Source organism: Sphingobium sufflavum (assembly GCF_021403115.1).
GTDB classification, from domain to species: domain Bacteria; phylum Pseudomonadota; class Alphaproteobacteria; order Sphingomonadales; family Sphingomonadaceae; genus Sphingobium; species Sphingobium sufflavum.
Window position 1 is genome coordinate 185,239 of the sequence record NZ_JAJSSH010000001.1, and the last position, 25,823, is coordinate 211,061.

21 protein-coding genes are annotated in these 25,823 nt (G+C 66.5%); 14 read left to right on the forward strand and 7 right to left on the reverse strand.

What is annotated here, in order from left to right:
* Window positions 1-139: 139 nt before the first annotated feature.
* From LWE61_RS01015 to LWE61_RS01030, 4 genes are read left to right on the forward strand one after another with little or no spacing between them, the layout of a single operon-like run.
* Window positions 140-1,531, forward strand: a complete 1,392-nt coding sequence (locus tag LWE61_RS01015; RefSeq protein WP_234147967.1) for a S41 family peptidase — start codon at window positions 140-142, stop codon at window positions 1,529-1,531.
* A gap of 20 nt (window positions 1,532-1,551) precedes the next feature.
* A complete protein-coding gene (locus LWE61_RS01020) occupies window positions 1,552-2,043 on the forward strand; it encodes a disulfide bond formation protein B (RefSeq protein WP_234147968.1) in 492 nt (163 codons plus the stop codon).
* Window positions 2,040-2,579 (forward strand): demethoxyubiquinone hydroxylase family protein, encoded by a 540-nt coding sequence (locus LWE61_RS01025; RefSeq protein WP_234147970.1) that lies wholly within the window; start codon window positions 2,040-2,042, stop codon window positions 2,577-2,579. Before LWE61_RS01020 ends, LWE61_RS01025 begins: the two co-directional genes overlap by 4 nt.
* A gap of 23 nt (window positions 2,580-2,602) precedes the next feature.
* On the forward strand, window positions 2,603-3,163 hold the full coding sequence (locus LWE61_RS01030) for a hypothetical protein (protein WP_234147971.1): 561 nt from the start codon (window positions 2,603-2,605) through the stop codon (window positions 3,161-3,163).
* A 159-nt stretch (window positions 3,164-3,322) separates the two neighbouring features.
* Here LWE61_RS01030 and LWE61_RS01035 read toward each other — a convergent pair whose 3' ends face one another.
* A complete protein-coding gene (locus LWE61_RS01035; protein ID WP_234147973.1) occupies window positions 3,323-3,583 on the reverse strand; it encodes a hypothetical protein in 261 nt (86 codons plus the stop codon).
* A 165-nt stretch (window positions 3,584-3,748) separates the two neighbouring features.
* Complete coding sequence (locus tag LWE61_RS01040; protein ID WP_234147975.1) at window positions 3,749-5,173, reverse strand: helix-turn-helix domain-containing protein; 1,425 nt, start codon at window positions 5,171-5,173, stop codon at window positions 3,749-3,751.
* Between the two features lie 352 nt (window positions 5,174-5,525).
* On the opposite strand from LWE61_RS01040, the gene LWE61_RS01045 reads away from it, so the two are divergent.
* The 6 genes from LWE61_RS01045 to LWE61_RS01070 all read left to right on the forward strand — a co-directional run bounded on the left by LWE61_RS01045 (window position 5,526) and on the right by LWE61_RS01070 (window position 13,807).
* On the forward strand, window positions 5,526-7,124 hold the full coding sequence (locus tag LWE61_RS01045) for an isocitrate lyase (protein ID WP_234147976.1): 1,599 nt from the start codon (window positions 5,526-5,528) through the stop codon (window positions 7,122-7,124).
* A gap of 72 nt (window positions 7,125-7,196) precedes the next feature.
* Complete coding sequence (locus LWE61_RS01050; RefSeq protein ID WP_234147978.1) at window positions 7,197-7,367, forward strand: hypothetical protein; 171 nt, start codon at window positions 7,197-7,199, stop codon at window positions 7,365-7,367.
* A gap of 430 nt (window positions 7,368-7,797) precedes the next feature.
* Window positions 7,798-9,906, forward strand: coding sequence for a prolyl oligopeptidase family serine peptidase (locus LWE61_RS01055; protein WP_234148583.1), 2,109 nt, complete (start codon window positions 7,798-7,800; stop codon window positions 9,904-9,906).
* A 4-nt stretch (window positions 9,907-9,910) separates the two neighbouring features.
* Entirely contained in the window at window positions 9,911-11,152 is a 1,242-nt protein-coding gene (locus LWE61_RS01060; RefSeq protein WP_234147979.1) for a TCR/Tet family MFS transporter, read from the forward strand.
* 82 nt (window positions 11,153-11,234) lie between these two features.
* A complete protein-coding gene (guaA, locus tag LWE61_RS01065; RefSeq protein WP_234147982.1) occupies window positions 11,235-12,806 on the forward strand; it encodes a glutamine-hydrolyzing GMP synthase in 1,572 nt (523 codons plus the stop codon).
* A gap of 356 nt (window positions 12,807-13,162) precedes the next feature.
* Window positions 13,163-13,807 carry a glutathione S-transferase gene (locus LWE61_RS01070; protein WP_234148584.1) on the forward strand — a complete coding sequence of 215 codons (645 nt, stop codon included), beginning with the start codon at window positions 13,163-13,165 and terminating at the stop codon, window positions 13,805-13,807.
* Window positions 13,808-13,965: 158 nt separating this feature from the next.
* Here LWE61_RS01070 and LWE61_RS01075 read toward each other — a convergent pair whose 3' ends face one another.
* From LWE61_RS01075 to LWE61_RS01090, 4 genes are all read right to left on the reverse strand, one after another.
* Window positions 13,966-16,455, reverse strand: a complete 2,490-nt coding sequence (locus LWE61_RS01075; protein WP_234147985.1) for a TonB-dependent receptor — start codon at window positions 16,453-16,455, stop codon at window positions 13,966-13,968.
* Between the two features lie 408 nt (window positions 16,456-16,863).
* On the reverse strand, window positions 16,864-17,961 hold the full coding sequence (dinB, locus tag LWE61_RS01080; protein ID WP_234147993.1) for a DNA polymerase IV: 1,098 nt from the start codon (window positions 17,959-17,961) through the stop codon (window positions 16,864-16,866).
* 290 nt (window positions 17,962-18,251) lie between these two features.
* Window positions 18,252-18,776, reverse strand: a complete 525-nt coding sequence (locus LWE61_RS01085) for a YceD family protein (RefSeq protein ID WP_234147995.1) — start codon at window positions 18,774-18,776, stop codon at window positions 18,252-18,254.
* On the reverse strand, window positions 18,773-19,315 hold the full coding sequence (locus LWE61_RS01090) for a ubiquinol-cytochrome C chaperone family protein (RefSeq protein ID WP_234147996.1): 543 nt from the start codon (window positions 19,313-19,315) through the stop codon (window positions 18,773-18,775). The genes LWE61_RS01085 and LWE61_RS01090 overlap by 4 nt, the downstream gene beginning before the upstream one ends.
* 178 nt (window positions 19,316-19,493) lie before the next feature.
* Here LWE61_RS01090 and LWE61_RS01095 point away from each other — a divergent pair, with 178 nt between their 5' ends.
* Complete coding sequence (locus LWE61_RS01095) at window positions 19,494-19,991, forward strand: outer membrane protein assembly factor BamE (protein WP_234147997.1); 498 nt, start codon at window positions 19,494-19,496, stop codon at window positions 19,989-19,991.
* A 316-nt stretch (window positions 19,992-20,307) separates the two neighbouring features.
* Here the strand turns inward: LWE61_RS01095 and LWE61_RS01100 are convergent, their stop codons facing one another.
* Complete coding sequence (locus LWE61_RS01100) at window positions 20,308-20,976, reverse strand: TetR/AcrR family transcriptional regulator (RefSeq protein WP_234147999.1); 669 nt, start codon at window positions 20,974-20,976, stop codon at window positions 20,308-20,310.
* A gap of 88 nt (window positions 20,977-21,064) precedes the next feature.
* Here LWE61_RS01100 and LWE61_RS01105 point away from each other — a divergent pair, with 88 nt between their 5' ends.
* From LWE61_RS01105 to LWE61_RS01115, 3 genes are read left to right on the forward strand one after another with little or no spacing between them, the layout of a single operon-like run.
* Entirely contained in the window at window positions 21,065-22,576 is a 1,512-nt protein-coding gene (locus tag LWE61_RS01105) for an efflux transporter outer membrane subunit (protein WP_234148001.1), read from the forward strand.
* A complete protein-coding gene (locus LWE61_RS01110) occupies window positions 22,569-23,717 on the forward strand; it encodes an efflux RND transporter periplasmic adaptor subunit (RefSeq protein ID WP_234148002.1) in 1,149 nt (382 codons plus the stop codon). Before LWE61_RS01105 ends, LWE61_RS01110 begins: the two co-directional genes overlap by 8 nt.
* Before the next feature lie 34 nt (window positions 23,718-23,751).
* A complete protein-coding gene (locus LWE61_RS01115) occupies window positions 23,752-25,278 on the forward strand; it encodes a DHA2 family efflux MFS transporter permease subunit (RefSeq protein WP_234148005.1) in 1,527 nt (508 codons plus the stop codon).
* The last annotated feature ends 545 nt before the right edge of the window (window positions 25,279-25,823 follow it).

Sequence of the window (25,823 nt, forward strand, 5' to 3'; positions counted from 1 at the left end):
TCGGGTCGCGATCCGTTCAGGCTCGCGAAAGCCGGCGCCCGGCAGCACGGCGCCATACCTATGCAGGGGCGTGAACAGTCTCTATATTGGCGCTTTATTCATGCCCTCCTCTCTTGCCGCAAAGGCTGTTTCCAAGCCCATGACTGTGCGCCCGTCCCTGTTTCGCCATCCGCTGTTCCTTCGCTCGCTGGCCGTGGCGGGCGCAATTGCGCTGGTTCCTGTGACCACCGCCGCCATCGCGGAAGGAGAGGGGACGACCTACAAGCAACTCGACCTGTTCATGGACGTGTTTCAGCGGGTGCGGGCCAGCTATGTGGACAAGGTCGATGACGAGAAGCTGATAAAAGGCGCGATCGAGGGGATGCTTAGTGGCCTTGATCCGCATAGCAGTTATCTCGACACGCGCGATTTCGCGCAGCTTCGTACCCAGACCGACGGCAATTATGGCGGCATCGGCCTGTCCGTCACGATGGAGGAGGGCGCGGTCAAGGTCATCGCCCCGGCCGAGGATACCCCGGCATGGAAGGCGGGGATCAAGGCGGGCGACTATATCACCCATATCGATGGCGCGCTGGTCTACGGCGGAACGCTGGACGAGGCGGTGGACAAGATGCGCGGCGCGCCCAACACGCCGGTCAAGCTGACGGTGGCGCGGCAAGGCCGGGACGAGCCGTTCGACGTGACCATCACGCGCGCGGTGATCGAGGTGAAGCCGATCAAGTGGCGGGTGAAGGACGACATTGGCGTCATCAAGATCGTCAGCTTCTCTGCCCATACCGGCGCGGACCTGCGCGCGGCCTTCCGCAGTATCGATAAATCGCTGGGCAAGAAGCCGCTGGGCTATATCCTCGACATGCGCTCCAACCCCGGTGGCCTGCTGGACGAGGCGGTGTCCGTCTCCGACAGTTTCCTGGAAAAGGGCGTCATCGTGTCGCAGCGCGGCCGGGCGCGTGAGGATACGCAGACTTATTTCGCGCGGCCGGGCGATGATGCCGGCGGCCTGCCCGTGATTGTGCTGGTCGATGCCGGGTCGGCATCGGCATCGGAGATCGTCGCGGGCGCTTTGCAGGATCAGCATCGCGCGCTGGTTATGGGTGAGCGCAGTTTCGGCAAGGGCAGCGTCCAGACATTGCTCCCCATGTCGGCATCCAGCGCGCTGCGCTTGACCACCGCGCGCTACTTCACGCCGTCGGGCCGGTCGGTGCAGGAAGGCGGCATTGAGCCGGACATCCTCGTGCCCCAGATTTCCGATCCCGATTATCAGAAGCGACCCAAATATCGGGAAAGCGACCTGCGTCGCCACCTGATCGGCACCGCGAAGCTGACCAACAAGGAACTGGAAAAGGACGTCAACGTCGATCCGCGTTTCTCCCTGACACTGGATGAGCTGAAGAAGCAGGGCATTGATGATTTCCAGCTCGACTATGCGCTCCGTACCATCCGGCGTACCGGACCGGGCGCGGCCTTTGCTGCGGGCAAGCCCGTCACACCCGTTAAGCCCGCTACTACCGTGCCGGTGAAGCGCGACTGATGCGTGCGCCGGGAATACGGATGGATCGGAGCCTGTCGCGGGCGCGGCTGATCGCCATATTGGCGCCCAATGCCTTGCTCTGGGGTGCGATAGGTTTCCAGTATCTGGGCGGCCTGTCGCCGTGCCAGATGTGCTACTGGCAGCGGTGGCCGCATCTAGCTGCCATTTTGCTGACGCTGGGCGCGATAGGGTTGCGAGCCAATCGCGGATTGAGCGCGATGCTGACCATGCTGTCGGCGTTGGCTATCCTGACAAGTGGGCTGATCGGCGGTTTCCATGCGGGTGTGGAGTATGGCTGGTGGGAAGGGCTGACGACCTGCGCGACTGGCCTGTCCGGCGGTGGTGGTGGCCAGTCGGCGCTGGATGCGATCATGAATGCGCCGCTGGTCCGCTGCGACGTCGCGGCTTGGAGCCTGTTCGGCATCAGCATGGCGGGTTATAATTTCCTGATTTCTGTAGTCGTCGCACTGGGCATCCTCACCCTTGTCAGTCGCTGGAAGGGCGGGGCATGAGCGTCGCGCGCCGTCCCGGCGAAAAGCCTTACGATCGTGCGGCGATGCTGCGCGTCGATCAGGCGGGCGAATATGGCGCGACGCGCATCTATGCAGGGCAGTTGGCCGTGCTGGGCGACCGGCATCCGGCGGGCCGCCTGATCGCGGGCATGGCCGCGCAGGAGGAGCGCCACCGTGCTGCTTTTGACGCGATGCTGGCGCGGCGCAATGGTCGACCGACCTTGCTCCAGCCGATCTGGCATGTCGCGGGCTTTGCCCTTGGCGCGGCTACCGCTCTGTTGGGACCGGAGGCGGCAATGGCCTGCACCAGCGCGGTGGAGACGGAGATCGACCGTCATTATAGCCAGCAATTGGAAGCGCTAGGCGATAGCGACCCGGAACTTTCCGAAGCCATTGCGGATTTTCAGGCGGAGGAGGTGGAGCATCGCGAGACCGCCATCGCGCAAGGTGCGGAGCGTGCGCCTGGCTATCCGTTGCTATCTGGCCTCATCCGTGCGGGATGCCGCGCCGCCATCGCGCTGTCCGAACGTATCTGATTTCGACCGGAGTCCTGCCTGTGATGACCTGTTCCCCCGTCAAGACACTGATCGCCACCCTTGCGCTCGCCGTTGCATTGCCTGCCCTCGCCACAGCCGCGCAGGCTCAGGGTGGTCCGGTCGACCCCGCGACGGAGAAGGTCAAGCAGGTGATCGTCTATGGCGACGACCCTTGCCCTACCAGCGATAGCGGTGAGATTCTGGTCTGTGCGCGGATGAAGGAGAAGGATCGCTATCGCATTCCCACCGCGCTGCGCACCGACCCCAATGATCCCAAGGTGCAGAGCTGGCTGAACCGGGCGGAGGCCATCGAATATGTCGGCAAGTCGGGGACGGACAGTTGTTCTCCCGTCGGCGGTGGCGGCTTTACCGGCTGTTTCCAGACGCTGGCCCGCAACGCGCGTGCGGAGAGGCGGACGCTGATGGGCGATGCGAACTGGTCCGATCTGGTCGCGGCGGAGCGCGCCAAGAGGTTGTCGGTGATCGACGCGGATTCCGCGAAGATTGAGGCGGATGCGAAGGCGGAGGAAGCGGCTGCGGGACGAAAGGCGGCAGCACCGACGACGGCCACGCCCTATCCCTGAAAGGGTCCGGTATCTGAGTTGCGAACGGGCGGCCTCCATGGGCCGCCCTTTTCATTTCAAACCGGTCCCACTGTCAGTGGAAACCGTCTGGCTGTTTGCGCCATCCTGTCCTGAACAATAGTGACGCCGGGTGAGGGGAGAAAGGCTGCCACACATTCCTTACTGCTTCGGCGCGGCGCGGTTTGCTGCATCGCTGATGGCCGTCCCGGCATCGCGGGCTGCGTCATCGACCGATTCTGCCGCGCTGACGAGCGCGTCCGACTGGCGTTGTTCCCGGCTGTCTTGCGCGAACAGGAAATAGGCGATGGCGGCGACCAGCGCGATGATGACGATCATGCCGATCATCAGCCCGCCATTGGATCGCCGTTCGATGACCGTGGTGCGCTGGACACCGTCTTCGGTCGTATAGCTGTTGGCCATTGTCATCCTCCTCCGTGGCGACTCGCGGCTAGAGCCATTGACTGGCGTACCGCGGTCGGAGAAAGCAGGAGGGGTTTGCCGACCGGCTCCGGCTTTCCGTGGCTGACTAAACCCCGCGCGATGGGGACGGTTCCGCCATGAAGGAAATCAATGGCTTCCGGTCCTTCAGTCGGTGCGGAAGGGGAAGGGGGACAGGCCGCGCTCCCGGTCGCTGAGGTCGAGCGAACGGCCGCGTGGCGGTGCGCTGCGTTGTGCGCAGTCGGGGATGCCGCAGGCCGCGCAGCCAAGGCCGATGGGAGTCGCCTCACCTGCGCGCAGGTCCAGTCCCCGCGCATAGACCAGCGGCGCGGCAAGGTCGGCCCTGATGCCGAGGATGACGCCGAATATCGGGCTGTCCGGGGCGGTGGCGAGACCCGGTCGCTCTACCGTGCGGCCTAGGGTGAACCAGCGTTCGCCGTCCTCCTCCCCGCCCTGCTGGCCAGCGCCCAGCACGACCAGATGCGTGCGGATCTCGCCCAGCCGTTCGAAGACGCGATGGACGCGCCACAGCGGGCATCGCCCTTCCGCCTCCACCAGTGGCGCGCTGCTGGCCCCGGCATAGCGTTTGGAAACCTGTCCAGCCCGGTCGATCCGCAGCATGAAGAAAGGCAGGCCGCGCGCGCCCACCCGTTGCAGGGTGGTGAGGCGGTGCGCTACCTGCTCGAACCCTGCGCCAAAGCGGCGTTGCAGCAGGAGTATGTCATAGCCTGACTGTTCGCAGGCGCGCAGGAAGCGGGCGTAGGGCATCATCATCGCGGCGGCGAAATAGGCGTTGAGATGGCGGCGATAGAGGCGTTCCGCAGTGCGATCGCCAAAGGCCGCGCCCGCGACCAGTGCGTCGATTTCCTGGCCCGCCTCATTCTGCGCCAGGATCGACGCGATCTGGAAGGTGCGGGCCGCCGGGTCGAGCATTTCGGAAAGCTGCACCTGCCGTGCGTGGAGGTCGAGGCGGCGAAGCCGGTCGGGCATGATGTCGGCGGGCAGGATGCGGATGGCGAGCTGGTGCCGGACGCGCAGCCGTTCCGCGATGGCGCCATAAAGGTCGCCCGCGCCCAGCCGCAGTTCGTCGGCCAGCGATTCCGCCGCCGCGTCCAGATCGGCGAAATGGTTGCGCCACCGTTCGATCTCCTGCCGCACGCGCGGCACCGGGGAAGCTGGCGCGTCGGCGGTCGCTTCTCCCCCGCCGTCGCCCTCGCGCATGCGGTCATAGGCGCGGGCGAATGCCTCCACCCCGCCGGGCGCGGCGGCCAGCCATTCCGCCATTTCCGCCCGGTCGATGCCGATGTCGGCGAAGATCGGATCGGCGAGGCGGCGGCGCAATCCCTCGATCCCGCCCGCCGGTTCCTCCGCCCCCAACCGCCGCGGGTCGATGTCGAAGCGGTCGGCGAGACGCAGGAGCAGGGCGGCGGTCAGCGGTCGCTGGTTGCGTTCGATCAGGTTGAGATAGCTGGGCGAGATGCCGACCGCATCGGCAAAGGCGACCTGCGTCAGGCTCTGCGCGCGGCGGAGGCGGCGGACGGCGTGGCCGGCCAGAAGTTTGGTTTCGGACATGGTTTCATACCAACATGACCAACCAAAGCATGGGTTTTGGTCCCATGCGCCTGGTGGCGAAGAATGTAAATATATTTACAATATTACAAGATTAACCGCGATCTATCAAACCCATTTACGCAGTTTTTTGACAAAATCCATGGCCCGACTCACCCCCGGCAGGCATTGAGGCTGCAACGGCGGATGGCCAGACACCCGGATACACCCAGACAGGCGCCAGATAAGCGCCAGAAGGTGTCAGACAGGCGATGGTCATCCCGCCCCCTTTCACGACCCCGGCCTCCCACGGCCGGGGCCTTTCACAGCTACGGCCCTTCACCGGCCACAGCCTTTCGATGGAACGGACAGTCAGATGACCTATCAGGACAAGATCGCGGCCAACGCCCGCCTCATCCAGAGCTTCAACGGCACCTGGGACGGCATCGATGCCGAGTCCGCCGCGCGCATGCAGATCCAGAACCGCTTCAAGACCGGCCTGGAGATCGCCAAATACACCGCGAAGATCATGCGCGCCGACATGGCCGCCTATGACGCCGACAGCGCCAACTACACCCAGTCGCTGGGCTGCTGGCACGGCTTCATCGGGCAGCAGAAGCTCATCAGCATCAAGAAGCATTTCGGCACCACCAAGCGCCGTTACCTGTATCTGTCCGGCTGGATGGTCGCCGCGCTGCGCAGCGATTTCGGCCCGCTGCCCGACCAGAGCATGCATGAGAAGACCAGCGTCCCCGCGCTGATCGAGGAACTCTACACCTTCCTGCAACAGGCCGACCAGCGCGAGCTGGGCATGATGTTCCGCGAAGTCGACGCCGCGCGCGAAGCCGGCAACGAGGTCGAGGCGCAGCGCCTGCTCCACGCCATCGACAATTATGAGACGCATGTCGTCCCCATCATCGCGGACATCGACGCCGGTTTCGGCAATGCCGAGGCGACGTACCTGCTGGCCAAGAAGATGATCGCCGCTGGCGCCTGCGCGCTCCAGATCGAAAATCAGGTTTCGGACGAAAAGCAGTGCGGCCATCAGGACGGCAAGGTCACGGTGCCGCATGAGGACTTCCTCGCGAAGATCCGCGCCTGCCGCTATGCCTTTCTGGAGATGGGCGTCGACGATGGCATCATCGTGGCCCGCACGGACTCGCTGGGCGCCGGCCTGACCAAGCAGATCGCTTTCTCCAAGGAGCCGGGCGACATTGGCGACCAGTATAACAGCTTCCTCGACTGCGACGAGATCGACCTGACGCAGGTCGGCAATGGCGATGTCGTCATCAGCCGCGACGGCAAGCTGCTGCGTCCCAAGCGCCTGCCGTCCAACCTGTACCAGTTCCGCACCGGCACCGGCGAGGATCGCTGCGTCCTCGACTGCATCAACTCGCTGCAAAATGGCGCGGACCTGCTGTGGATCGAGACGGAGAAGCCGCATATCGAGCAGATCGCCGGCATGGTGGACCGCGTTCGCGAGGTCATCCCCAACGCCAAGCTGGTGTATAACAACTCGCCGTCGTTCAACTGGACGCTGAACTTCCGCCAGCAGGTGTTCGACGCCTGGGTCGAAGCGGGCAAGGATGTTTCCGCGTTCGACCGTGCCCGCCTGATGAGCGTCGATTATGACACGACGGAACTGGCGATCGAGGCTGACGAGAAGATCCGCACCTTCCAGCGCGATGCCGCTGCGCGGGCCGGTATCTTCCACCACCTCATCACCCTGCCGACCTATCACACGGCCGCCCTGTCCACGGACAATCTGGCCAAGGAATATTTCGGCGATGCGGGCATGCTCGGCTACGTCCTCGGCGTCCAGCGTCAGGAAATCCGTCAGGGCATCGCCTGTGTGAAGCACCAGAACATGTCCGGTTCGGACATTGGCGACGACCATAAGGAATATTTCGCTGGCGAGGCGGCCCTGAAGGCCGGTGGCAAGCACAACACGATGAACCAGTTCGCCGCGGCCTGACGGCCACGGCTGGGGCCGGTTCACCATAGGGACCGGCCCCCAGAATTTCAGGACGAAGAGAGGAGTAAGTCGATGACGGATACGACGACAACGAACGAACCCACCCGCTCGCGCGCGGTCTTCTCCACGGAGGATTTCGCCCTGCTGAAAGTGGCGGTCGCGGATTACCTCCAGAAGATTCAGGATACGCCGGAATCGCTGAAATATGGTAATCTGTATCATCGCCTTGGCCGCCTTGGCTGAGCCACGGCCGGGGACCGAATATTGCCGGGCCGCCGATAGATAAAAGGCCGGGCAAGAGTCCGCTGGGAGAGGATGGCTGAAACCCGTCGTGCCGGTAAGGTGCGGCGGGTTTTGGTTTTTCCGCAGGGTTCGCCGCCGGTCGAAAGCATCCGCCGCGACAGGAAAGCGATTGCCTTTGCGCCCTGTGCGCCAATAGGGAGGGGGCCTGACCAAGGAGGCCCGATGGCGCTGGATCGCGAGCTGCAAGACTGGGAACAGACGGCGGTTCCCGCCACCGGGGCGGGGCCGTGTGCCGCGCCGATACCGCCCCTGCCTGCGATAGGGTGAGCGCATGGCCCTCTTTCGTATTCGCGGGGGCTTTCCCCGCGCTGGCTTGCCGCACGCGGGCTTTCCCCATGTTGCCCGGCGCCTGTTCGTGCCGCTGGCCCTCATGATCCTGACCGTCCCCGCCCATGGCGACCCGACCATCGCCTATCCGCCGACCCGGCGCGACGATGTGGTGGAGACGCAGTTTGGCGTGTCCGTCGCGGACCCCTATCGCTGGCTGGAAAATGACGTGCGCGTCGATGGCGCGGTGCGCGACTGGGTGACGGCGCAGAACAAGGCGACGCAGGCCTATCTCGACACGCTGCCGGGGCGCGACATATTGGCCGCGCGGATGAAGCGGCTGTATGATTATGCCCGCACCGGCGTGCCGCGAAAGGGCGGCGGGCGCTATTTCTACACGCGCAATTCCGGCCTCCAGAACCAGTCGCCGCTCTATGTGCGGGAAGGGCTGGAGGGGAAGGAGCGGTTGCTGCTCGACCCCAATGCGCTGGCGAAGGATGGCGCCACGGCGCTGGCGGAGTGGGAGGTGTCGGAGGATGGACGCTACCTCCTCTATGCCGTGCAGGACGGCGGGACCGACTGGCGCATCCTGCGCGTGGTCGACGTGGACAGCGGCCGGACGCTGGACGACCGGGTGGAGTGGGTCAAATATTCGGGCCTGAGCTGGGCGAACGACGGGCAGGGATTTTATTACTCCCGCTTCGACGCGCCCGCCGGGGATGCGACGTTTCAGGCGACGGTGGAGAACCAGCGCGTCTGGTATCATGCGCTGGGCACGGCGCAGGCGGAGGACCGGCTGGTCTATGCGACGCCCGACCGGCCCCGCCTCGGCCATGTGGCGGAGGTGACGGACGATGGCCGCTGGCTGCTCGTCACCTCCAGCGAGGGGACGGACGAACGCTATGCGCTCACGTTGATCCCGCTGGTGGGGGAGGACCGGACGGCCCGCCCGCTGGTGAAGGGGTTGAAGAACGACTGGGCGTTCATCGGCAATGTCGGCGATCTCTTCTATTTCCGCACGGACCTGCGCGCGCCGCGCGGGCGCATCGTCCGGCTCGACGCCGCCAGCGCCCGGCCGCGCGCGCAGCCGATCGTGGCGGAGAGCCGCGACACGCTGAGCGGGGCGTCGATGATCGGCGGGCGCATCGTGCTGGCCTATCTCTCCGACGCGCGCACGGTGGCGAAGCTGGTGGAGCGGGACGGGAAGCCGGTGGGCAATGTCCCGCTGCCCGGCATCGGCACCGCCATCGGTTTCTCGCGCAGGCCCGCCGACAGCGAGAGCTTCTTCAGCTTCGCCAGCTACACCGATCCGTCGGTCGTCTATCGCTATGACGTGGCGACCAATGTGGCGCGCGTGTGGTCCCGGCCCCGGCTGGCCTTCGACCCCGGCGATTTCCAGACGGACCAGCTCTTCTATCCCTCGAAGGACGGCACGCAGATCCCGCTGTTCCTGATCCGCCGCCGGGACGTGGCGGCATCGGGCAAGGCCGCGCCCACCATCCTCTATGGCTATGGCGGGTTCAACATCGCGCAGACGCCGGGGTTCAACCCGACCCGGCTCGCCTGGCTGGAGCAGGGCGGGGCGGTGGCCATCGCCAACCTGCGCGGCGGCGGCGAATATGGCAAGGCGTGGCACGACGCCGGGCGATTGTCCCACAAGCAGAATGTGTTCGACGATTTCATCGCGGCGGCCGAATTCCTGAACGCAAAGGGCTATGCCGCGAAGGGCCAGATCGCGATCGAGGGGCGGTCGAACGGCGGCCTGCTGGTCGGGGCGGTCACGAACCAGCGGCCGGACCTGTTCGCCGCCGCCCTGCCGGCGGTGGGCGTGATGGACATGCTGCGCTTCGACCGGTTCACGGCGGGGCGATACTGGGTGGATGACTATGGCTATCCGTCGAAGGAGGCGGATTTTCGCACCCTGCTGTCCTATTCCCCCTATCACACGATCCGGGAGGGGGCGGACTATCCCGCCATCCTCGTCACCACGGCGGATACGGATGATCGGGTGGTGCCGGGGCACAGCTTCAAATATACCGCCGCCCTGCAACATGCGCAGATCGGCGACAGGCCGCACCTGATCCGCATCGAGACGCGGGCCGGGCATGGCAGCGGCAAGCCGGTAGACAAGACCATCGCGGAGTTTGCGGACATGTACGCCTTTGCCGCGCGCTGGACCGGCCTGACGATCCGCGATCCGGGGGACCAGTGATGCCATGACCGGCACCGCCATCCGCCGCCGCACCGCCGCCATCGGCTTCATCCTGGTGGCGGCGGTGCTGGACGTGCTGTCGATGAGCATCATCATCCCCGTCCTGCCCGACCTGATCCGGGAGATGGCGGGATCGAGCGCGCGGGCGGGTGCGTGGAACGGGGTGTTCGTGGCGCTGTGGGCGGTGATGCAGTTCGTCTGCGCGCCCGTCATCGGTGCGCTGTCCGACCGGTTCGGGCGGCGGCCGGTGCTGCTGATCTCCATCGCCGGGCTGGGGCTGGACTATGTGCTGATGGCGCTGGCGCCGAACCTGTGGTGGCTGGCGGCGGGGCGGCTGATCGGGGGGATCACCGCGTCCAGCTTCACCACCGTCTTCGCCTATATGGCGGACATCACCGCGCCGGAACAGCGCGCGCGCGGCTATGGCCTGATCGGCGCGGCGTTCAGTGGCGGGTTCATCGTGGGACCGGTGATCGGCGGGGCGCTGGGCGAGATTTCGGCGCGCGCGCCCTTCTGGGTCGCCGCCGGACTGAGCGGGGCGGCGTTCCTCTATGGCCTGTTGCTCCTGCCCGAATCGCTGGCCCCCGCCAGCCGCATGGCCTTTGCGTGGAAGCGGGCGAACCCGCTCGGTTCGCTGGCGCTGTTGCGGTCGAGGGGCAGCCTGTTCGGCCTCTCCATCGTCAATTTCCTGATGCAGTTCGCCAAACAGGCCTTCATGGTCGTCTTCGTCCTCTATGTCGGGGACCGGTATGGCTGGACGCCGTGGGAGACGGGCCTGTTGCTCGGCCTGACCGGCATCCTCGACATGGTGGTGCAGGCGTTCCTGATCGGCCCGGTGGTCAGGCGCTGGGGCGACCGGCGCGCGCTGGTGGCGGGGCTGTCCAGCGGCGGCATCGCCCTGATCGGCAACGGTGTCGCGCCGACGGGGGAGATGTTCATCGCGTCCTGCCTGCTCAGCGCCCTGTGGGGCCTCGCCATGCCGTCGCTCCAGGCGCTGATGACGCGGCAGGTGTCGGACAGCGAACAGGGGCAGTTGCAGGGCGCCAACACCAGCGTCGCCAGCATCGCGGGCGTTATCTCCCCCCTGACGTTCGGGGCGGTCTATGCCCTGTCGGCGGGGCCGGGCGCGGCAATCCCCTTTCCGGGCGCGGCGTTCGTGCTGGCCGGGGTGATCGTGACGGCGGCGGCGGCGCTGGCCGCGCTGGTGGCGCCCGCTGATCCGAAGGCGGCCCGTTCAGCCGCCTGATGGCCCCCGTGTCATGGCAAAGCGCACCCCGCCTCTGTCGCGCCGTCTGGACAGCCGCGCCCCCACGGATTATCCGCCGCCCATGACAAGTCCCCAGACCGACTCCATCCTCATTGTCGATTTCGGCAGCCAGGTAACGCAATTGATCGCCCGCCGCGTGCGCGAGGCCGGCGTCTATAGCGAGATCGCCCCCTTCACCACGGCGGAGGAAGCCTTCCACCGCATCAAGCCAAAGGGCATCATCCTCTCCGGCTCGCCCGCCAGCGTGTGCGACGAGGGGTCGCCCCGCGCGCCGCAGATCCTGTTCGACTCCGGCCTGCCCATCCTTGGCATCTGCTATGGCCAGCAGGTCATGTCCCACCAGCTCGGTGGCGAAGTGCGCCCCGGCCATGAGACGGGCGAGGGCGGCGAGTTCGGCCGGGCCTTCCTGACCGTCTCCGAACCCTGTGTGCTGTTCGACGGCCTGTGGCAGACCGGCGAGCGGCATCAGGTGTGGATGAGCCATGGCGACAAGGTGACGCAGTTCGCGCCCGGTTTCCGCATCGTGGCGACGTCGGACGGGGCGCCCTTTGCGGTGATCGCGGATGACGAGCGCCGCTATTATGGCACGCAGTTCCACCCGGAAGTCGTCCACACGCCCGACGGTGGCAAGCTGATCGCCAATTTCGTGCGCCATGTCTGCGGCCTGTCCGGCGACTGGACGATGGCGGAATTCCGCCAGACCAAGATCGACGAGATCCGCAAGCAGGTGGGCAGCGGAAAGGTGATCTGCGGCCTGTCCGGCGGCGTCGATTCCGCCGTGGCCGCGGTGCTGATCCATGAGGCGATCGGGGACCAGCTCACCTGCGTCTTTGTCGATCATGGCCTGATGCGCGAGGCGGAGGCCGAGCAGGTCGTCACCCTGTTCCGCGAGCATTACAAGATACCGCTGGTCCATGTGGATGCGGAGGAGATGTTCCTGGGCGGCCTGGCCGGCGTCACCGACCCGGAGGCCAAGCGCAAGTTCATCGGCAAGGCGTTCATCGACCTGTTCGAGGCGGAAGCGCAGAAGATCGGCGGCGCGGACTTTCTGGCGCAGGGTACGCTCTATCCCGACGTGATCGAGTCCGTGTCCTTCACCGGCGGCCCCTCTGTGACGATCAAGAGCCACCATAATGTCGGCGGCCTGCCTGAGCGCATGAACATGAAGCTGGTCGAGCCGCTGCGCGAACTGTTCAAGGATGAGGTGCGCGCGCTGGGCCGGGAACTGGGCCTGCCGGAGATTTTCGTTGGCCGCCATCCTTTCCCCGGTCCCGGCCTCGCCATCCGCATCCCCGGCGAAGTGACCAAGGAGCGGTGCGACATATTGCGCAAGGCGGACGCGGTCTATCTGGAGGAAATCCGCAACGCGGGCCTCTATGACGCGATCTGGCAGGCGTTTGCGGTGTTGCTGCCGGTTCGCTCGGTCGGGGTGATGGGCGACGGGCGCACCTATGACAATGTGCTGGCCCTGCGCGCGGTGACGTCCACGGACGGCATGACGGCGGACATCTATCCCTATGACGCGGCCTTCCTGAGCCGCGTGTCGACCCGTATCATCAATGAGGTGAAGGGCATCAATCGGGTAGTCTATGACTATACGTCGAAGCCGCCGGGCACGATCGAGTGGGAATAAATCGGGTGAGGTGACCGTCCGGAGGGACGGTCGCCGGGTTTATTCGGCCCCGCAAGGGGGCGTGAGGTTAGCGGCCTGCGCCGTGCGGGGGACGGACGTGGGGTTTATTCGGTCCCGCAAGGGGCCACGAGGTTAGCGCAGACCTGGCTGCTTTCGCCGCGAGGATGACGGGAGCAGTCTCCCTCTGGGGCAGTCCTTTGTCGCTAGCTACGGACTCGCCTCCCTTGACAGAGGGCGTCCGTATGGAACGCGCCAAGCGCCCCGCAGCGCCCCGCAGCGCCCCGCAGCGCCCCCACAAACGCCCTTCCGCCCCCTGCCCCCGATCGGATAGGGCAGGGACCATGTCTCCGCTCCCGATGTCCCCGCTTCCCATCCTCTACAGCTTTCGCCGGTGCCCCTATGCGATGCGGGCGCGGCTGGCGTTGCTGGTCAGCGGGCAGGCGGTGGTAATCCGCGAGGTGAAACTGCGCGCCAAGCCCGCCGCGATGCTGGCCGCCTCGCCCAAGGGGACGGTGCCGGTGCTGTGCCTGCCCGACGGGACGGTGATCGAGCAGAGCCTCGACATCATGCGCTGGGCGTTGGGGCGGGGCGATCCCGAAGGCTGGCTGGCGGGGGACGATGCGGCGCTGGTCGCGCGGAACGACGGGCCGTTCAAGCATCACCTCGACCGCACCAAATATCCCGACCGCCATGGCTCCGACCCCGCCGTCCACCGCGGTGCGGCGCTGGAGCTGCTGGCGGACTGGGACGCGCGGCTGGCCGCCACCGGCTATCTGTGCGGCCCGGCCCGCACGCTGGCGGACATGGCGGTCTTTCCGTTCGTGCGGCAGTTCGCGGCGGTGGACCCGGACTGGTTCGCCGCGCAGCCGCTGCCCCATGTGCACCGCTGGCTGGCGCGCCATCTTGCCGATCCGCTGTTCGGGCGGGCGATGATCCGCCTGTCGCCATGGGCCGAGGGTGACGATCCGATTCCGTTCGGCCCCATCCCCCCGGACGCATGAAAAAGGGCGGCCCCGCCTGTGCAGGACCGCCCCTTTTCCTCAACCCCTGAGCATTTCCCAGGCGGATGGCATCCTGCGCCAGCCCTGACAATGCGGAAGCCGATGGCAGCGGGAGCAGGAGAGATCCAGGTGGACCGGCCCCTGCTCCCGCCCACCGATCAGTTGCCGAAGCGATACTTCAGGCGAACGCCGTACATCTGCGGCTGGTTCAGGATCATCGCGTCGAAGCCGTAGGAGGTGATGCCGTCCGTCGTGTAGACGTGGAACCGCTCCTTGGTCACGTTGGTCGCGAACAGGCCGATGTCCACCGGCGAACCGGCCACCGAATTCCAGTTGGCGTTCAGGTTCAGGTTGTTCTGCGGCGGCAGCTGGATCAGGCTGGGCGCGGAGCCTGGCTGGCCGAGCATGCTGTCCTGATGCGTGAAGGTGGCCCCGAAGCTGACCCGGCCGATGTCACTGGACAGCGGCAGGGTGTAGGTCGCCGTGACCGAATATTTATTCTTCGGCGTCAGCGGCAGGACGCCACCAACCTTGGCGCTCGACAGGCTGGTGAAGCCCAGCGGAACGGCAGGCAGGGAGACGGTCTTCAGCTTGGTGTCGAGATAGGCATAGCCCACGTCGACGTTGAACCCCTGGAACAGGCGAACCGACGCATCAACTTCGATACCCTTGATGGTCGACTTGCCCGCGTTGGCGATGCCCTGCGCCTGCGAGGCGATGAAGGGGCATTGCGCCGGGTTGCTGACCAGGTCGCCCGCGTTGCAGGCCGTCGCCTGAATCTGGAGCTGCTGGTTGCTGAAGTCGTTGTAGAAGGCGGCAATGTTGAAGTTGCCCTTCACGAAGCCGTCGAAGCTGGTCTTCGCGCCGACTTCATAGGTGTCGACCTTCTCAGGCCCCCAGCTTTCCAGACCGTACAGCGACACGTTCACGCTGCCCTGACGATAGCCACGCGCGTATTTCGCGTACAGCAGCACGTCGTCGACAGGCTTGAAGTCCAGACCGACGACCCAGGTCGGCTTGGCCGAGGTGACGCGGCGGGTGTACTGGCACAGGTTCGGGTTGGCCACGATCTGCGCGGAGGAGAAGGTGCCCGGACGGTCGAGCAGGTTGCCCGGCTGCGAACATTCGAACTGCGGATTGTTGGCCGAGGGGAAGCGGACGCGCAGCGACTCGCTGACGCCACGGGTCACGTCCGACGTGTAGCGGATGCCGCCCGTGATGCTGAGCTGGTCGGTCAGCTTGTACGTGCCCTGGGCATAGAGGCCGAGGTTGCGGAAGCTGTACTTGCTGCGCGACAGGGCCATCTGGCCCACGCGGCCTTCCAGCGTGGTGCCGGCGGGGGCCGGAGCCGGCGCCGGGGTCGATGCGCCGAGGAAGTCGTTGCACTGGTAGGTGAAGACATTGGCGCAGCGCAGGAAGATCGCCGAACGCGACGACTGGAAGCCTTCCAGCGGCTCGCTCAGTTCCAGATAGGCGCCGAGCTGGTAGTTCAGGCGGTCATCGCCCGAACGGCCCTGAAGCTGAAGCTCCTCGGTGAAGGTCGACTGCGAGACATTGTTCTTGCCCGGCTCCGGGTCGAGGCTGACGCCGGTCAGCGGCTGGCCGCCGACATAGATGGCATCGCCATTGTTGTTCACCGCCACGGCCTGCCGGAATTCGGCATAGCTGGCGATGTTCTTGATGGTGATGGTGTCGCTGGCCTTCCACGTCGTCGTATTGATGAACGAGAATTGCTCGATACGCTGGAACGGGTTGGCGTGGCCGTTCAGGACGTCATAATAGTCGCCCTGCGTCGCTGCGATCTGCGATCCCAGGAAGCTGGACAGGCCGCCGCCGGTCTGCAACGCCACCTTGGGGAAGGCGCCGTTGGTGTCGGAATTGCTGTACGACAGGATCGTGTAGTTTTCGAGGTTCGGCGTCAGGTCGGCCACGATGCTGAAGCGCGCGGCGACATAATCGACGTCACCGAAATCCTTGGGACCGATGGTGCCGACATTGTTCAGATAGCCCTTGCGGGTCTGGCGGTCGACACCCAGGCGGATGCGCAGCGTGTCGAGAACGGGGATGTTCACCACGCCCTGCACGCGCTGCATGTCATAATTGCCGTAGGAGCCTTCAATATAGCCCTCAAGGCGGCTCGTCGGCTTCTGCGGGGTCAGCAGGACCGCGCCGCCGGTGGTGTTGCGGCCGAACAGCGTGCCCTGCGGACCCTTCAGAACCTGCACATTGGCGAGGTCGAAGAAGCTGCCGATGCCGGCGCCGTTACCGGCGGTGGTGCCGCCATTGGCGCGCGGGGCGACGACTTCGGCGAAATAGGTGCCGACGGAGGGCGAGGTCGGGCCTTCCTGCACGAAGCCGCGGATGGCGAAGCTGGTGCTTTCCGAACCCCAGCGGCCGTTCGACGACAGCGACGGCGTGTAGGTGGCGATGTCGCCTGCGCTCACGACGTTGCGGTTGGTCAGCTGCTGCTGGTTGAAGACGGTGATCGAAATCGGAACGTCCTGGAGGCGTTCCTCGACGCGGCGTGCGGTGACGACGATTTCGCCGGCATCATCCTGGGCCAGGGCGGCGGACGGCGTGGCGGCAAGCGCGACGGCGATCAGGCTGGCGCCCGACAGGACGGATTTCGTGTGAAGCTTAAGGAACATACATTCCTCCCCGTGATGTGATGTGAAACCTCCTCTCCCTTCCACCGACAGGCCAGTGGATCAGTGCGTTCTGTTCTTACTGAAATCTTTTGATTTTCAGGGCCGCGCTCTTACCACGTAAGGGCCGGGAGACCATTGCAGATCGTCCAGAAGCATGACTGAAACCCCGGAACACGCTTTTAACCGAGCCATTCTCAGTTCTACCGTGGCCAAAATGGCACGGTTTTCCGCCATAAATGGCACTGTTTGAGGTGGCATTAGGGTGCAGAAGAGGTTCGGGGCGTCTGTCGTCGGGCCGCTGGGGTGCCGGGCCGTTTGAGGGTGAGGGAAGGGACAGGGGAACAGGAGGAACAGGAGGAGGGCGGCGGAAAGGCGGGGCCGGGCGCGCGCCGGTTGCCCCCAGTCGAATCAGATGGCCAGTTCGAACTGGTGCGCGCGGGGCGGTGCGACGGTGTCGCTGTCCTCCGCCAGATTGTGCAGCCCCAGCCCCAGCAGCCGCGCGCCCATGGGCAGCGGCAGTTGCGCGCGCAGCAGGGCGAAACCGGTCTCCTGTATCTCCGCCCGGTCGCGCACCGCATGGGGCAGGGTGCGCGAGCGGGTGAGGGTGCGGAAATCGCCCAGCTTGATCTTGAGCGTGACCGTGCGGCCCACGGCATGGGCCTTTTCAATGCGCGGCCACAGCCGGTCGGCGATCTGCCCCAACTGGGCGAGGAGCGCGTCCGCGTCGCTGATGTCCGTCTCGAACGTATCCTCCACGCTCACCGATTTGCGCGCTTCCCGGTCGCGCACCGGCCGGTCGTCGATCCCGCGCGCGGCGGCGTGGTAGAAATGGGCGGCCTTGCCGAAATGGCGTTGCAGGAAGGGGAGGTCACGGGCGTGCAGGTCTGCGCCCGTCTCTATCCCCAATTCGGCCATGCGCCGGGCCGTCACCGGGCCGACGCCATGGATGCGCGCCACGGGCAGCGCGGCGATGAAGGTCGCGCCCTCCTCCGGCCTGACCACGCACTGGCCGTTGGGCTTGTTCTGGTCGGAGGCGAGCTTGGCCAGCAGCTTGTTGTAGGAAATGCCGGCGGAGGCGGTCAGCCCCGTCTCCTCCGCGATCATCCGCCGGATTTCGGCGGCGACATAGGTGGCGGAGGCGATGCCCGGCTTGTTGCGGGTCACGTCCAGATAGGCCTCGTCCAGCGACAGTGGCTGGATGATGTCGGTGAAGCGGTGGAAGATGGCGCGAATCTGCTCCGACACCGCGCGATAGGCGTCGAAGCGGGGACGCACGAAGATCAGGTCCGGGCACAGCCGCCGCGCCCGCCCGCCCGGCATGGCGGAGCGCACGCCGAACGTCCGCGCCTCATAGCTGGCCGCCGCCACCACGCCGCGTGGCCCGCCACCCCCGACCGCAACGGGCAGGCCGCGCAGGGCCGGGTCGTCCCGCTGTTCAACGGAGGCGTAGAAGGCATCCATGTCGATATGGATGATCTTGCGAAGGGGCGGTGAGTCCGGCTCCATGACGGCCTTATGCCATGGGCGGTGCGCGAACGGAAGGGGAACAAGTGGGGGCTAGAGAGATAAGGTGTGGAGAACGGCGGGAAAGCGGTGCAGTTCGACCGACCCGGTTTTGGGTGGTGCGGCCGGTCAGGGGTGACGCGGACAATCCGGTCGCCCAGCGCGTATCGAAGGGGCTTTCTTATTCCGGCCCGGCCCTTTCAATACAGCCGTGCGGCCCTTCGACAGGCTCAGGGCGAACGGAAGGCAATGTCTGCAATCTCGTCCACGGCCCCGGCCATGCCTCCGGCGATTCAGCCTTTCCCGCCGGACAGCAAATCCTTCAGCCCGGACAGCGCGCCCGATTCGCCTTCCTGCTTCACGCCCATCTGGCGCAGCACCGTGTCGGCGTCGGGGCTGCGCGGATAGGGGTCGAGGTTGAGGGCGAGGGTCTGGGCCACCGCTTCGCCCATGTCGATGCGGTCATTGTCGAGGGGCATGATGTCGCAATCCTCCTCCGACAGTTCGATCTCCTCCTCCGAAATGTCCGCCTCCCGCACGAAGCGGATGGTGAAGGCGGCGTCGATCTCCTCCGGCACGTCCCGGCTGGTCGCGGCGCAGGCCTGAATCGCGGCGGCGCGGAGCGTGCCCGTGGCCAGCCAGCCGCCATTGTCCGGCACCAGACGATAGTCGGCCTCCAGTCGGGGAATGGCGCGCAGCCGGAACCGGCGGGAGAGGGCGAGCCGCTCCCCCTCGTCCGCCGCGATGGACTGGGGCCGCGCGTCGCTGCCGATCTGGTCGATGCGGATCGGGCGGGAGAATTCCGGTGCGTCGGTCATGGCGCGCTGCTGCCGATGTCGCCCGTGCCCCCGATGTCGCCCGCGCGCAGCGTCGCGATGTCGCGCGCGTCGAGCTGCGCGGCCAGCGAGCGGACCGCCGCCGCCGTATGGGCGACCGCGCCGGCATCCGGTGCGGAGCCGCGATAGAGGTTGCGCTCCAGCGCCTCGTCCAGGCTGCCCTCGCCCGCCAGCGCGCTGCGATAGGCGCCCAGCCGTCCGCCCAGCGCGCTCATCATCCGGCCGACATGCTTGCCGACCACGACGTCGCCCACGCCCATCTGGCGCAACTGCCCCTCCATGTCGTCCACGAACACTTCGGCCAGGTGCGCCGTCTCGTCCGACGCCTCCAGCGTTTCCATGCGGAGCAGGACGAGGGAGAGGACCGCCGCGATCATGTCGAATCGCCCGTCCAGCGTGTCGGGCACGCGGCCGTCGCGATACCAGTGCGGCTGGCGACCCTCCGCAATGATCGCGGCGTACAGCGCATGAAGGTCGTTCCGGGGCGCGGATCGCCCGAACAGGGATTTCAAAAAGGCCATGATATGCTCATCCGGGGTTCACCATCGCCCGGCCAAAACGGGCCTTGGGCGGCAACCGGCCTTGTCGGCACGGCGCAACTGCCATATTGATCGCGCGCCCGACCAATGCAATGGCGCATGTCATGCGCCTGCACGGGGCGCGCCATTTTGATTATAACCTTCTCTGGTGGAGACGTTCATGCACCCCATAGCCACGCGGCTGATACTGGTAGCCGGTGCCGCGGCCTTGCTGGCGGGGCTGGGCGGCTGCACGCGCGTCCGCACACATCAGGGCTATCAGGTCGACAAGCTGCTGGTGGACAGCATCGCGGCGGGCGTCGACAACAAGGCGTCGGTCGAGGGTGCGCTGGGCCGGCCCAGCTTTGCATCGCAGTTCGGGCCGGAGGAATGGTATTATGTGTCGCGCGAGATGCGCGCTCTGGCCTTCTCCTCGCCCAAGCCGATCAGCCAGACGGTTCTGCGCGTCCGCTTCGACCCCGCCGGTAACGTGTCCGCCGTGGACCATATCGGCATGGAGCAGGTCGCCAAGGTCGGCATCGAGGGCGCATCGACCCCCACGGCGGGCCGCAAGCGTGGCTTCCTCCAGGAAATCTTCGGCAATATCGGTGCGGTCGGCGCGATGGGCGGCGGCGGCGGTGCGGGTGGTGCAGGCGGCGGTGGCGCCAGCGGCCAGTAATATCGGGGTGCGGGGGTTCGCCCCCTGCAAGCCTGACGGTCTATCCGCCTGAATCCTTCGCTCCCGTTCCGGGGTGCGGGCAGGGCAGATGTTTCCGCCATCCTGACGAACGCGCCCGTGTCCCTGCGGAGCGTCATCGCGATTGTGGCGCTGAAGATATGTCGATCGCCCTCGGCAGGGCGGAGGGAATGGCGTCCCTCCCCAACCCGCCGCAACGGGCAGGCCACAGCCAGAATGTGATGGCGTTAAATTCACCCGCCTTCGTCTCGATGCATTCGCAAGGGCGATCCCAGGAAAAGTCATCACGCGCTCGGCGTCAGGACGGCGTCCCGTCCTCCAGCGCATAGGCGCGCATGAACAGGTCCGTCGCGCGCTCCACTTCCGCCGCGATCATGGGCGTGGTCGCCGTCTCGATCAGGCCCATCAGCATCTTTTGCTGGTATCCCGACACGCAGAGCGTGACCAGCAGTCGGGCCGCCTGCATCGGTTCCTCCGCGCGGATCAGGCCGCGCGCCATCACGCCCTCCAGGAATTCTGCGAGCAGGACATAGGTCTGGAGCGGCGCCCGGTCGTAGAAGATCCGGCCCATTTCCGGGAAACGTCCGGCCTCCGCCACCACCAGCCGGTGCAGGGAAATGGCGTCCGGCGTCGTCACCTTGTCCATAATCCCCGTGCAGAACCGCTTGAGCGTCAGGCGCAGGTCGTCGCAGGGTTCGGCCAATATCTCCGACAGGCCCGCGCGATATTCGATCGTGACATGGTCGATGACGGCGGCGAACAATTCCTCCTTGGACCCAAAATAGTTCCAGAGCGTTCCCTTCGAACCGCCCAGCGTGGCGGCGATGCCGGACATGGTCGTGCCCGCATAGCCCTGTTCAAGGAAGGAGCGGGCCGCGACCGTCAATATGGCGTCGCGCCGGTCCTGTCGGCGGATTTCCCGGCGGCTGGTGACGCATCCGCTGGCAGGGTTTCTCTCCATGTTCATAACCGTACCATAGAGTACGCTTTTTATATTGACAAGGGGCGGTCCGGGGCGCAGAGGCAAAATCCATACTATATGGTACGGTTTTATCATGGCACTGAGTCGTTCCCCTCTCCTCCCTCTTGGCGCGTCCGCGCTGGCGCTGGCGCTCGTCGGATGCGCGCCGATCCCCGATCTGGGGACGCGGCCGGTGCCGCGCGCGCCGGCCAGCGTCGAGTCGGGCCGGAGCCTGCCCGCCACTCCAACGGCGGCATGGCCCGGCGACGGCTGGTGGACCGGCTATGGCGACCCGCAATTGACCGCGCTGATCGAGGAGGGGCTGAGCAACAGCCCGGACGTCGCCATCGCCGCCGCGCGCCTGCGCGCCGCATCGGGCATGGCGCAGCAGGCGGGTGCGCCGTTGCTGCCGTCGCTGGATGCAGAGGCGGCGGCGGGCGTCACCAAGCAAAGCTATAACAACGGCTTCCCGGAGGCGTTTGTGCCGCATGGCTGGCTGGGCACGGGGCGGGCGGCGCTCGATCTGGGCTTCGACCTCGACCTGTGGGGCAAAAATCGCGCCGCGCTTGCCGCCGCGACGTCGGAACAGCGTGCGGCGCAGATCGACGCGCAGCAGGCGCGGCTGGTGCTGACCACCGCCATCGCGGACGCCTATGCCGACCTCGCCCGCCTCCATGACGCGCGGGAGATTGCGCAGCGCGCGCTGGACCTGCGCCTCGCCTCGCAAAAGCTGATTACCGACCGGCAGGCCAATGGCCTGGAAACGCGGGGCAGCCAGCGGCAGGCGGACGCCACCGCTTCCTCGGCGCGCGCCAGCGTCACGGCGGCGGACGAGCAGATCGCGCTGCGCCGTAACCAGATCGCGGCGCTGATCGGCGCGGGGCCGGATCGCGGCCTGTCGATCGTGCGGCCGCAGGCGCGCGCGCTGGTGCAGCTTGGCCTGCCCGACGATGTGACCACCGACCTGATCGGCCGCCGCCCGGACATCGCCGCCGCGCGCGAACGGACGGAGGCCGCGGCGAGTCGGATCAAGGTCGCCCGCGCCGACTTCTTCCCCGCCGTGCGGCTCAGCGCGCTCGTCGGCTTCCAGTCGCTGGGCTACACCTCCCTGTTCACCGGGGCGGGGGCGGAGGGCGGCGCATCGCCGTTCATCGACAGCCTGTTCAAGCCGGGGTCGCTCTATGGCAACGCCGGTCCGGCGATCAGCCTGCCGATCTTCCACGGTGGGGCGATACAGGGCCAGTATCGCGGCGCCCGCGCCACCTATGACGAGGCGGTGGCCAGCTATGACAAGACCGTCCTGGCCGCCTATCGGGAGGTGGCCGACGCCGTCACCAGCCGCCGGGCGCTCGACCGCCGACTGGTCGACGCGCGCGCCGCGCTCACCTCCTCGGAGGAGGCCTATGGCATCGCTCAGAAACGCTATGGCGGCGGCCTGTCCACCTATCTCGACGTGCTGAATGTGGAGGACAGGCTGCTGTCCGCCCGCCAGTCCGTCGCCGACCTCCATGCACGGGCCTTTGCGCTCGACATCGCTCTCATTCGCGCTCTGGGCGGCGGGTTCACCGTCGCGGCGCATACGACCAAGGACGCTCCCCATGGCTGACGCCGCCTCTCCCATCGAAATCGCGCAGGACGCGGCGGCCGACAACCGGCAGCGCGCCGCGACCCGCAAGACTTGGCTGATCCGCCTCGCCATCGGCGTCGCGGTCGTCGGCCTGCTGTGGGGCGCCTGGTATCTGCTGTTCGGCCGCAACCATGTCGGCACCGACAACGCCTATGTGAATGCGGAGGTGGCGCAGGTCACGCCGCTGATCTCCGCGCAGGTGACCGAAGTGCGGGTCAGCGACACCGCCACGGTGAAGAAGGGCGACATCCTCGCCCGGCTCGATCCGTCCAACGCCCGCATTTCCGTGGCGCAGGCGGAGGCCGATCTGGCCGAGGCGCGCCGCCGCTTTCGCCAGACGCAGGCGACCGGCACGGCCCTGTCGTCGCAGGTGCAGGCGCGCGCCGCCGACATCGCGCAGGCCCGCGCCCGCCTCACCGCCGCGCAGGCGGATAATGAGAAGGCCCGGATCGACCTTGGCCGCCGCGAATCGCTGGCGGGCAGCGGGGCCGTGTCGGGCGAGGAGCTGACCTCGTCGCGCAACGCCGCCGCCGCTGCCCGCGCCAGCCTGGCGCAGGCGCAGGCCGCCGTCGCCATGGCGCAATCCACGCGCGGCGCGGCGCTGGGCGAACTGGCCGCCAATGACGCGCTGGTGCGCGGATCGACGGAGGACAGCGACCCCGGCGTGCTGGCCGCGCAGGCCAAGCTGGACGCCGCCCGGCTGGAACTGGACCGCACCGTCATCCGTGCGCCCATCGACGGCGTCATCACCAAGCGGGCGGTGCAGGTCGGCCAGCGCGTGACGCAGGGCAGCCCGATCATGTCCATCGTGCCGCTGACGCAGGTGTATGTGGACGCCAATTTCAAGGAACGGCAACTGGCCCGTGTGAAGGTCGGCATGCCCGCCACCGTCACGGCGGACATCTATGGCAGCGGCGTGGTCTATCATGGCCGGGTCGCGGGCTTCTCCGGCGGGACCGGTTCTTCCATGGCGCTGATCCCCGCGCAGAATGCGACGGGCAACTGGATCAAGGTGGTGCAGCGCCTGCCCATCCGCATTGCGCTCGATCCCAAGGAACTGGCCGAGCATCCGCTGCGCATCGGCCTGTCCACCGAAGTCGAGATTGATCTGGCCGACTGATCGACCCTGATCGCGCGCCAAAGGAACAGCCATCATGGCCGAAGTCGATGTGTATAAGCTGATCCCGGCCAACCGCCGCCTGTGGGCGGGGCTGGTGCTGGCGCTCAGCAACTTCATGGTCGTGCTCGACCTCACCATCGCCAATGTGTCGGTGCCGCATATCGCGGGCAACCTCGGCATCTCGCCCGACCAGGGGACGTGGGTCATCACCAGCTATGCGGTGGCGGAGGCGATCTGCGTGCCGCTGACCGGCTGGCTGGCGCAGCGGTTCGGGACGGTCAACACCTTCATCTTTGCGATGATGGGCTTCGGCATCTTTTCGCTGCTGTGCGGCCTGTCGCCGACGCTGGGCATGCTGGTCGCCTGCCGCATCGGGCAGGGTGTGTGCGGTGGGCCGCTGATGCCCATGTCGCAGACGCTGATGTTGCGCATCTTCCCGCCCGAATCGCGGGGCAAGGCGATGGGCCTGTGGGCGATGACGACCCTGCTCGGCCCGGCGGTCGGCCCGATCCTGGGCGGCTATATCTCCGACAACTGGAGCTGGCACTGGATCTTCTTCATCAACCTGCCGATCTGCGCGCTGTGCACCTTCGCGGCCTTTGCCCTGTTGCGCCCGGTGGAGACGGAGACGCGCAAGCTGCCCATCGACAAGATCGGCCTCGCGCTCCTCATCTTCTGGATCGGTTGCCTCCAGATCATGCTGGACATCGGCCGCGACCATGATTGGTTCGCGGACCCGACCATCGTGCTGCTGACCGTCTGCGCCGCTGTCGGCTTCTGCGCCTTCATCATTTGGGAACTGACGGAGGAGCATCCGATCGTCGACCTGCGCGTGTTCCGCCATCGGGGATTCTCCTTTGGCGTGATCGCGCTGGCCCTGTGCTTCGGCGCCTATTTCGCCAGCATCGTGCTGATCCCGCAATGGCTGCAAACGTCGATGGGCTATCCCGCGACCGATGCGGGCATCGTCACCGCCTTCACCGCGATGACCGCGCTGCTGACCTCGCAGATTGCGGCGCGGATGCTGGGCCGGGTCGATGCGCGGATCATGGTGTCGTGCGCCACCGCCTGGCTGGGCTGCATGTCGTTGCTGCGCATGGGCTGGACCAGCGGGGCGGACTTCTGGACGCTGGCGACGCCGCAGATATTGCAGGGGTTCGCCATGGCCTTCTTCATGATCCCGCTGACGTCGATCACCCTGACCGCTGTGGAGCCGCAGGAGACGGCGTCCGCCGCGGGCCTGCAAAACTTCCTGCGGACCATGGCGGTGGCGGTGTCCACCTCCGTCATCCTGACCATCTGGGGCGATTCCCAGCGCGTCGCCCGGACGGAGATCGTCGCGAAGCTCCAGCCGGACGATGTGCAGGCGTCGCTGGCCCATGCTGGCGTACCCATGGAGCAGGGTCGCCAGATGATCTCCTCCCTCGTCGATCAGGAGGCGATCGCGCTGGCCATCGACCATAGCTTCCTGCTGACCGCCATCGTCCTGTTCATCGCGGCGGGGGTGATCTGGCTGTCGCCGCGTCCCAAGGGGCAGGCGGACCTGTCGGCCGCGCACTGAGGCGGGGATAGCACAGGTTGGGCGCGTGTCCGATGGGGGCGCCCGATAAAAAGTCGGCGGCTCCCTTGTGAGGAACCGCCGATAAAGAAAGGGTCTTGTCACAGAACCCTCGGGTCGCAAGGATTGTTTAAGACATCCTCGTCCCCACCGGCATCCCCCCGGTGGGGGATAGGCTTCGATTCCAGTGCCAAAATGGTTCGAAATTCGACGAATCGGGCGGTTTGGAAGGGGGGTGGGAACGGCGGTATCCGTGCGAATCGCCCCTTGAGCCCTTTGTCCCTTGTTTCCGCATTTGCCGGGCAGGGATGCCCTGTGCTTCGCCAACGGCGTGAGGCCAGTCGACCGTCCCCCGTGATGGCGTGCAACTGGCTGGAGTGCGTCGCCGCGCCTCGCCGTAACGGGATGGGAAACCGCCATCTTCCGAATGGCGATCGACGCCAGAGGATGATGACTTTTTCTGGAATCGTCATGGCAAGCGCAGCGAGCGGCAGGCGGGCGACGCTCAACCAATCCTTGCGCGTAGCAGTGAAGTGCTTCGCTGCGCC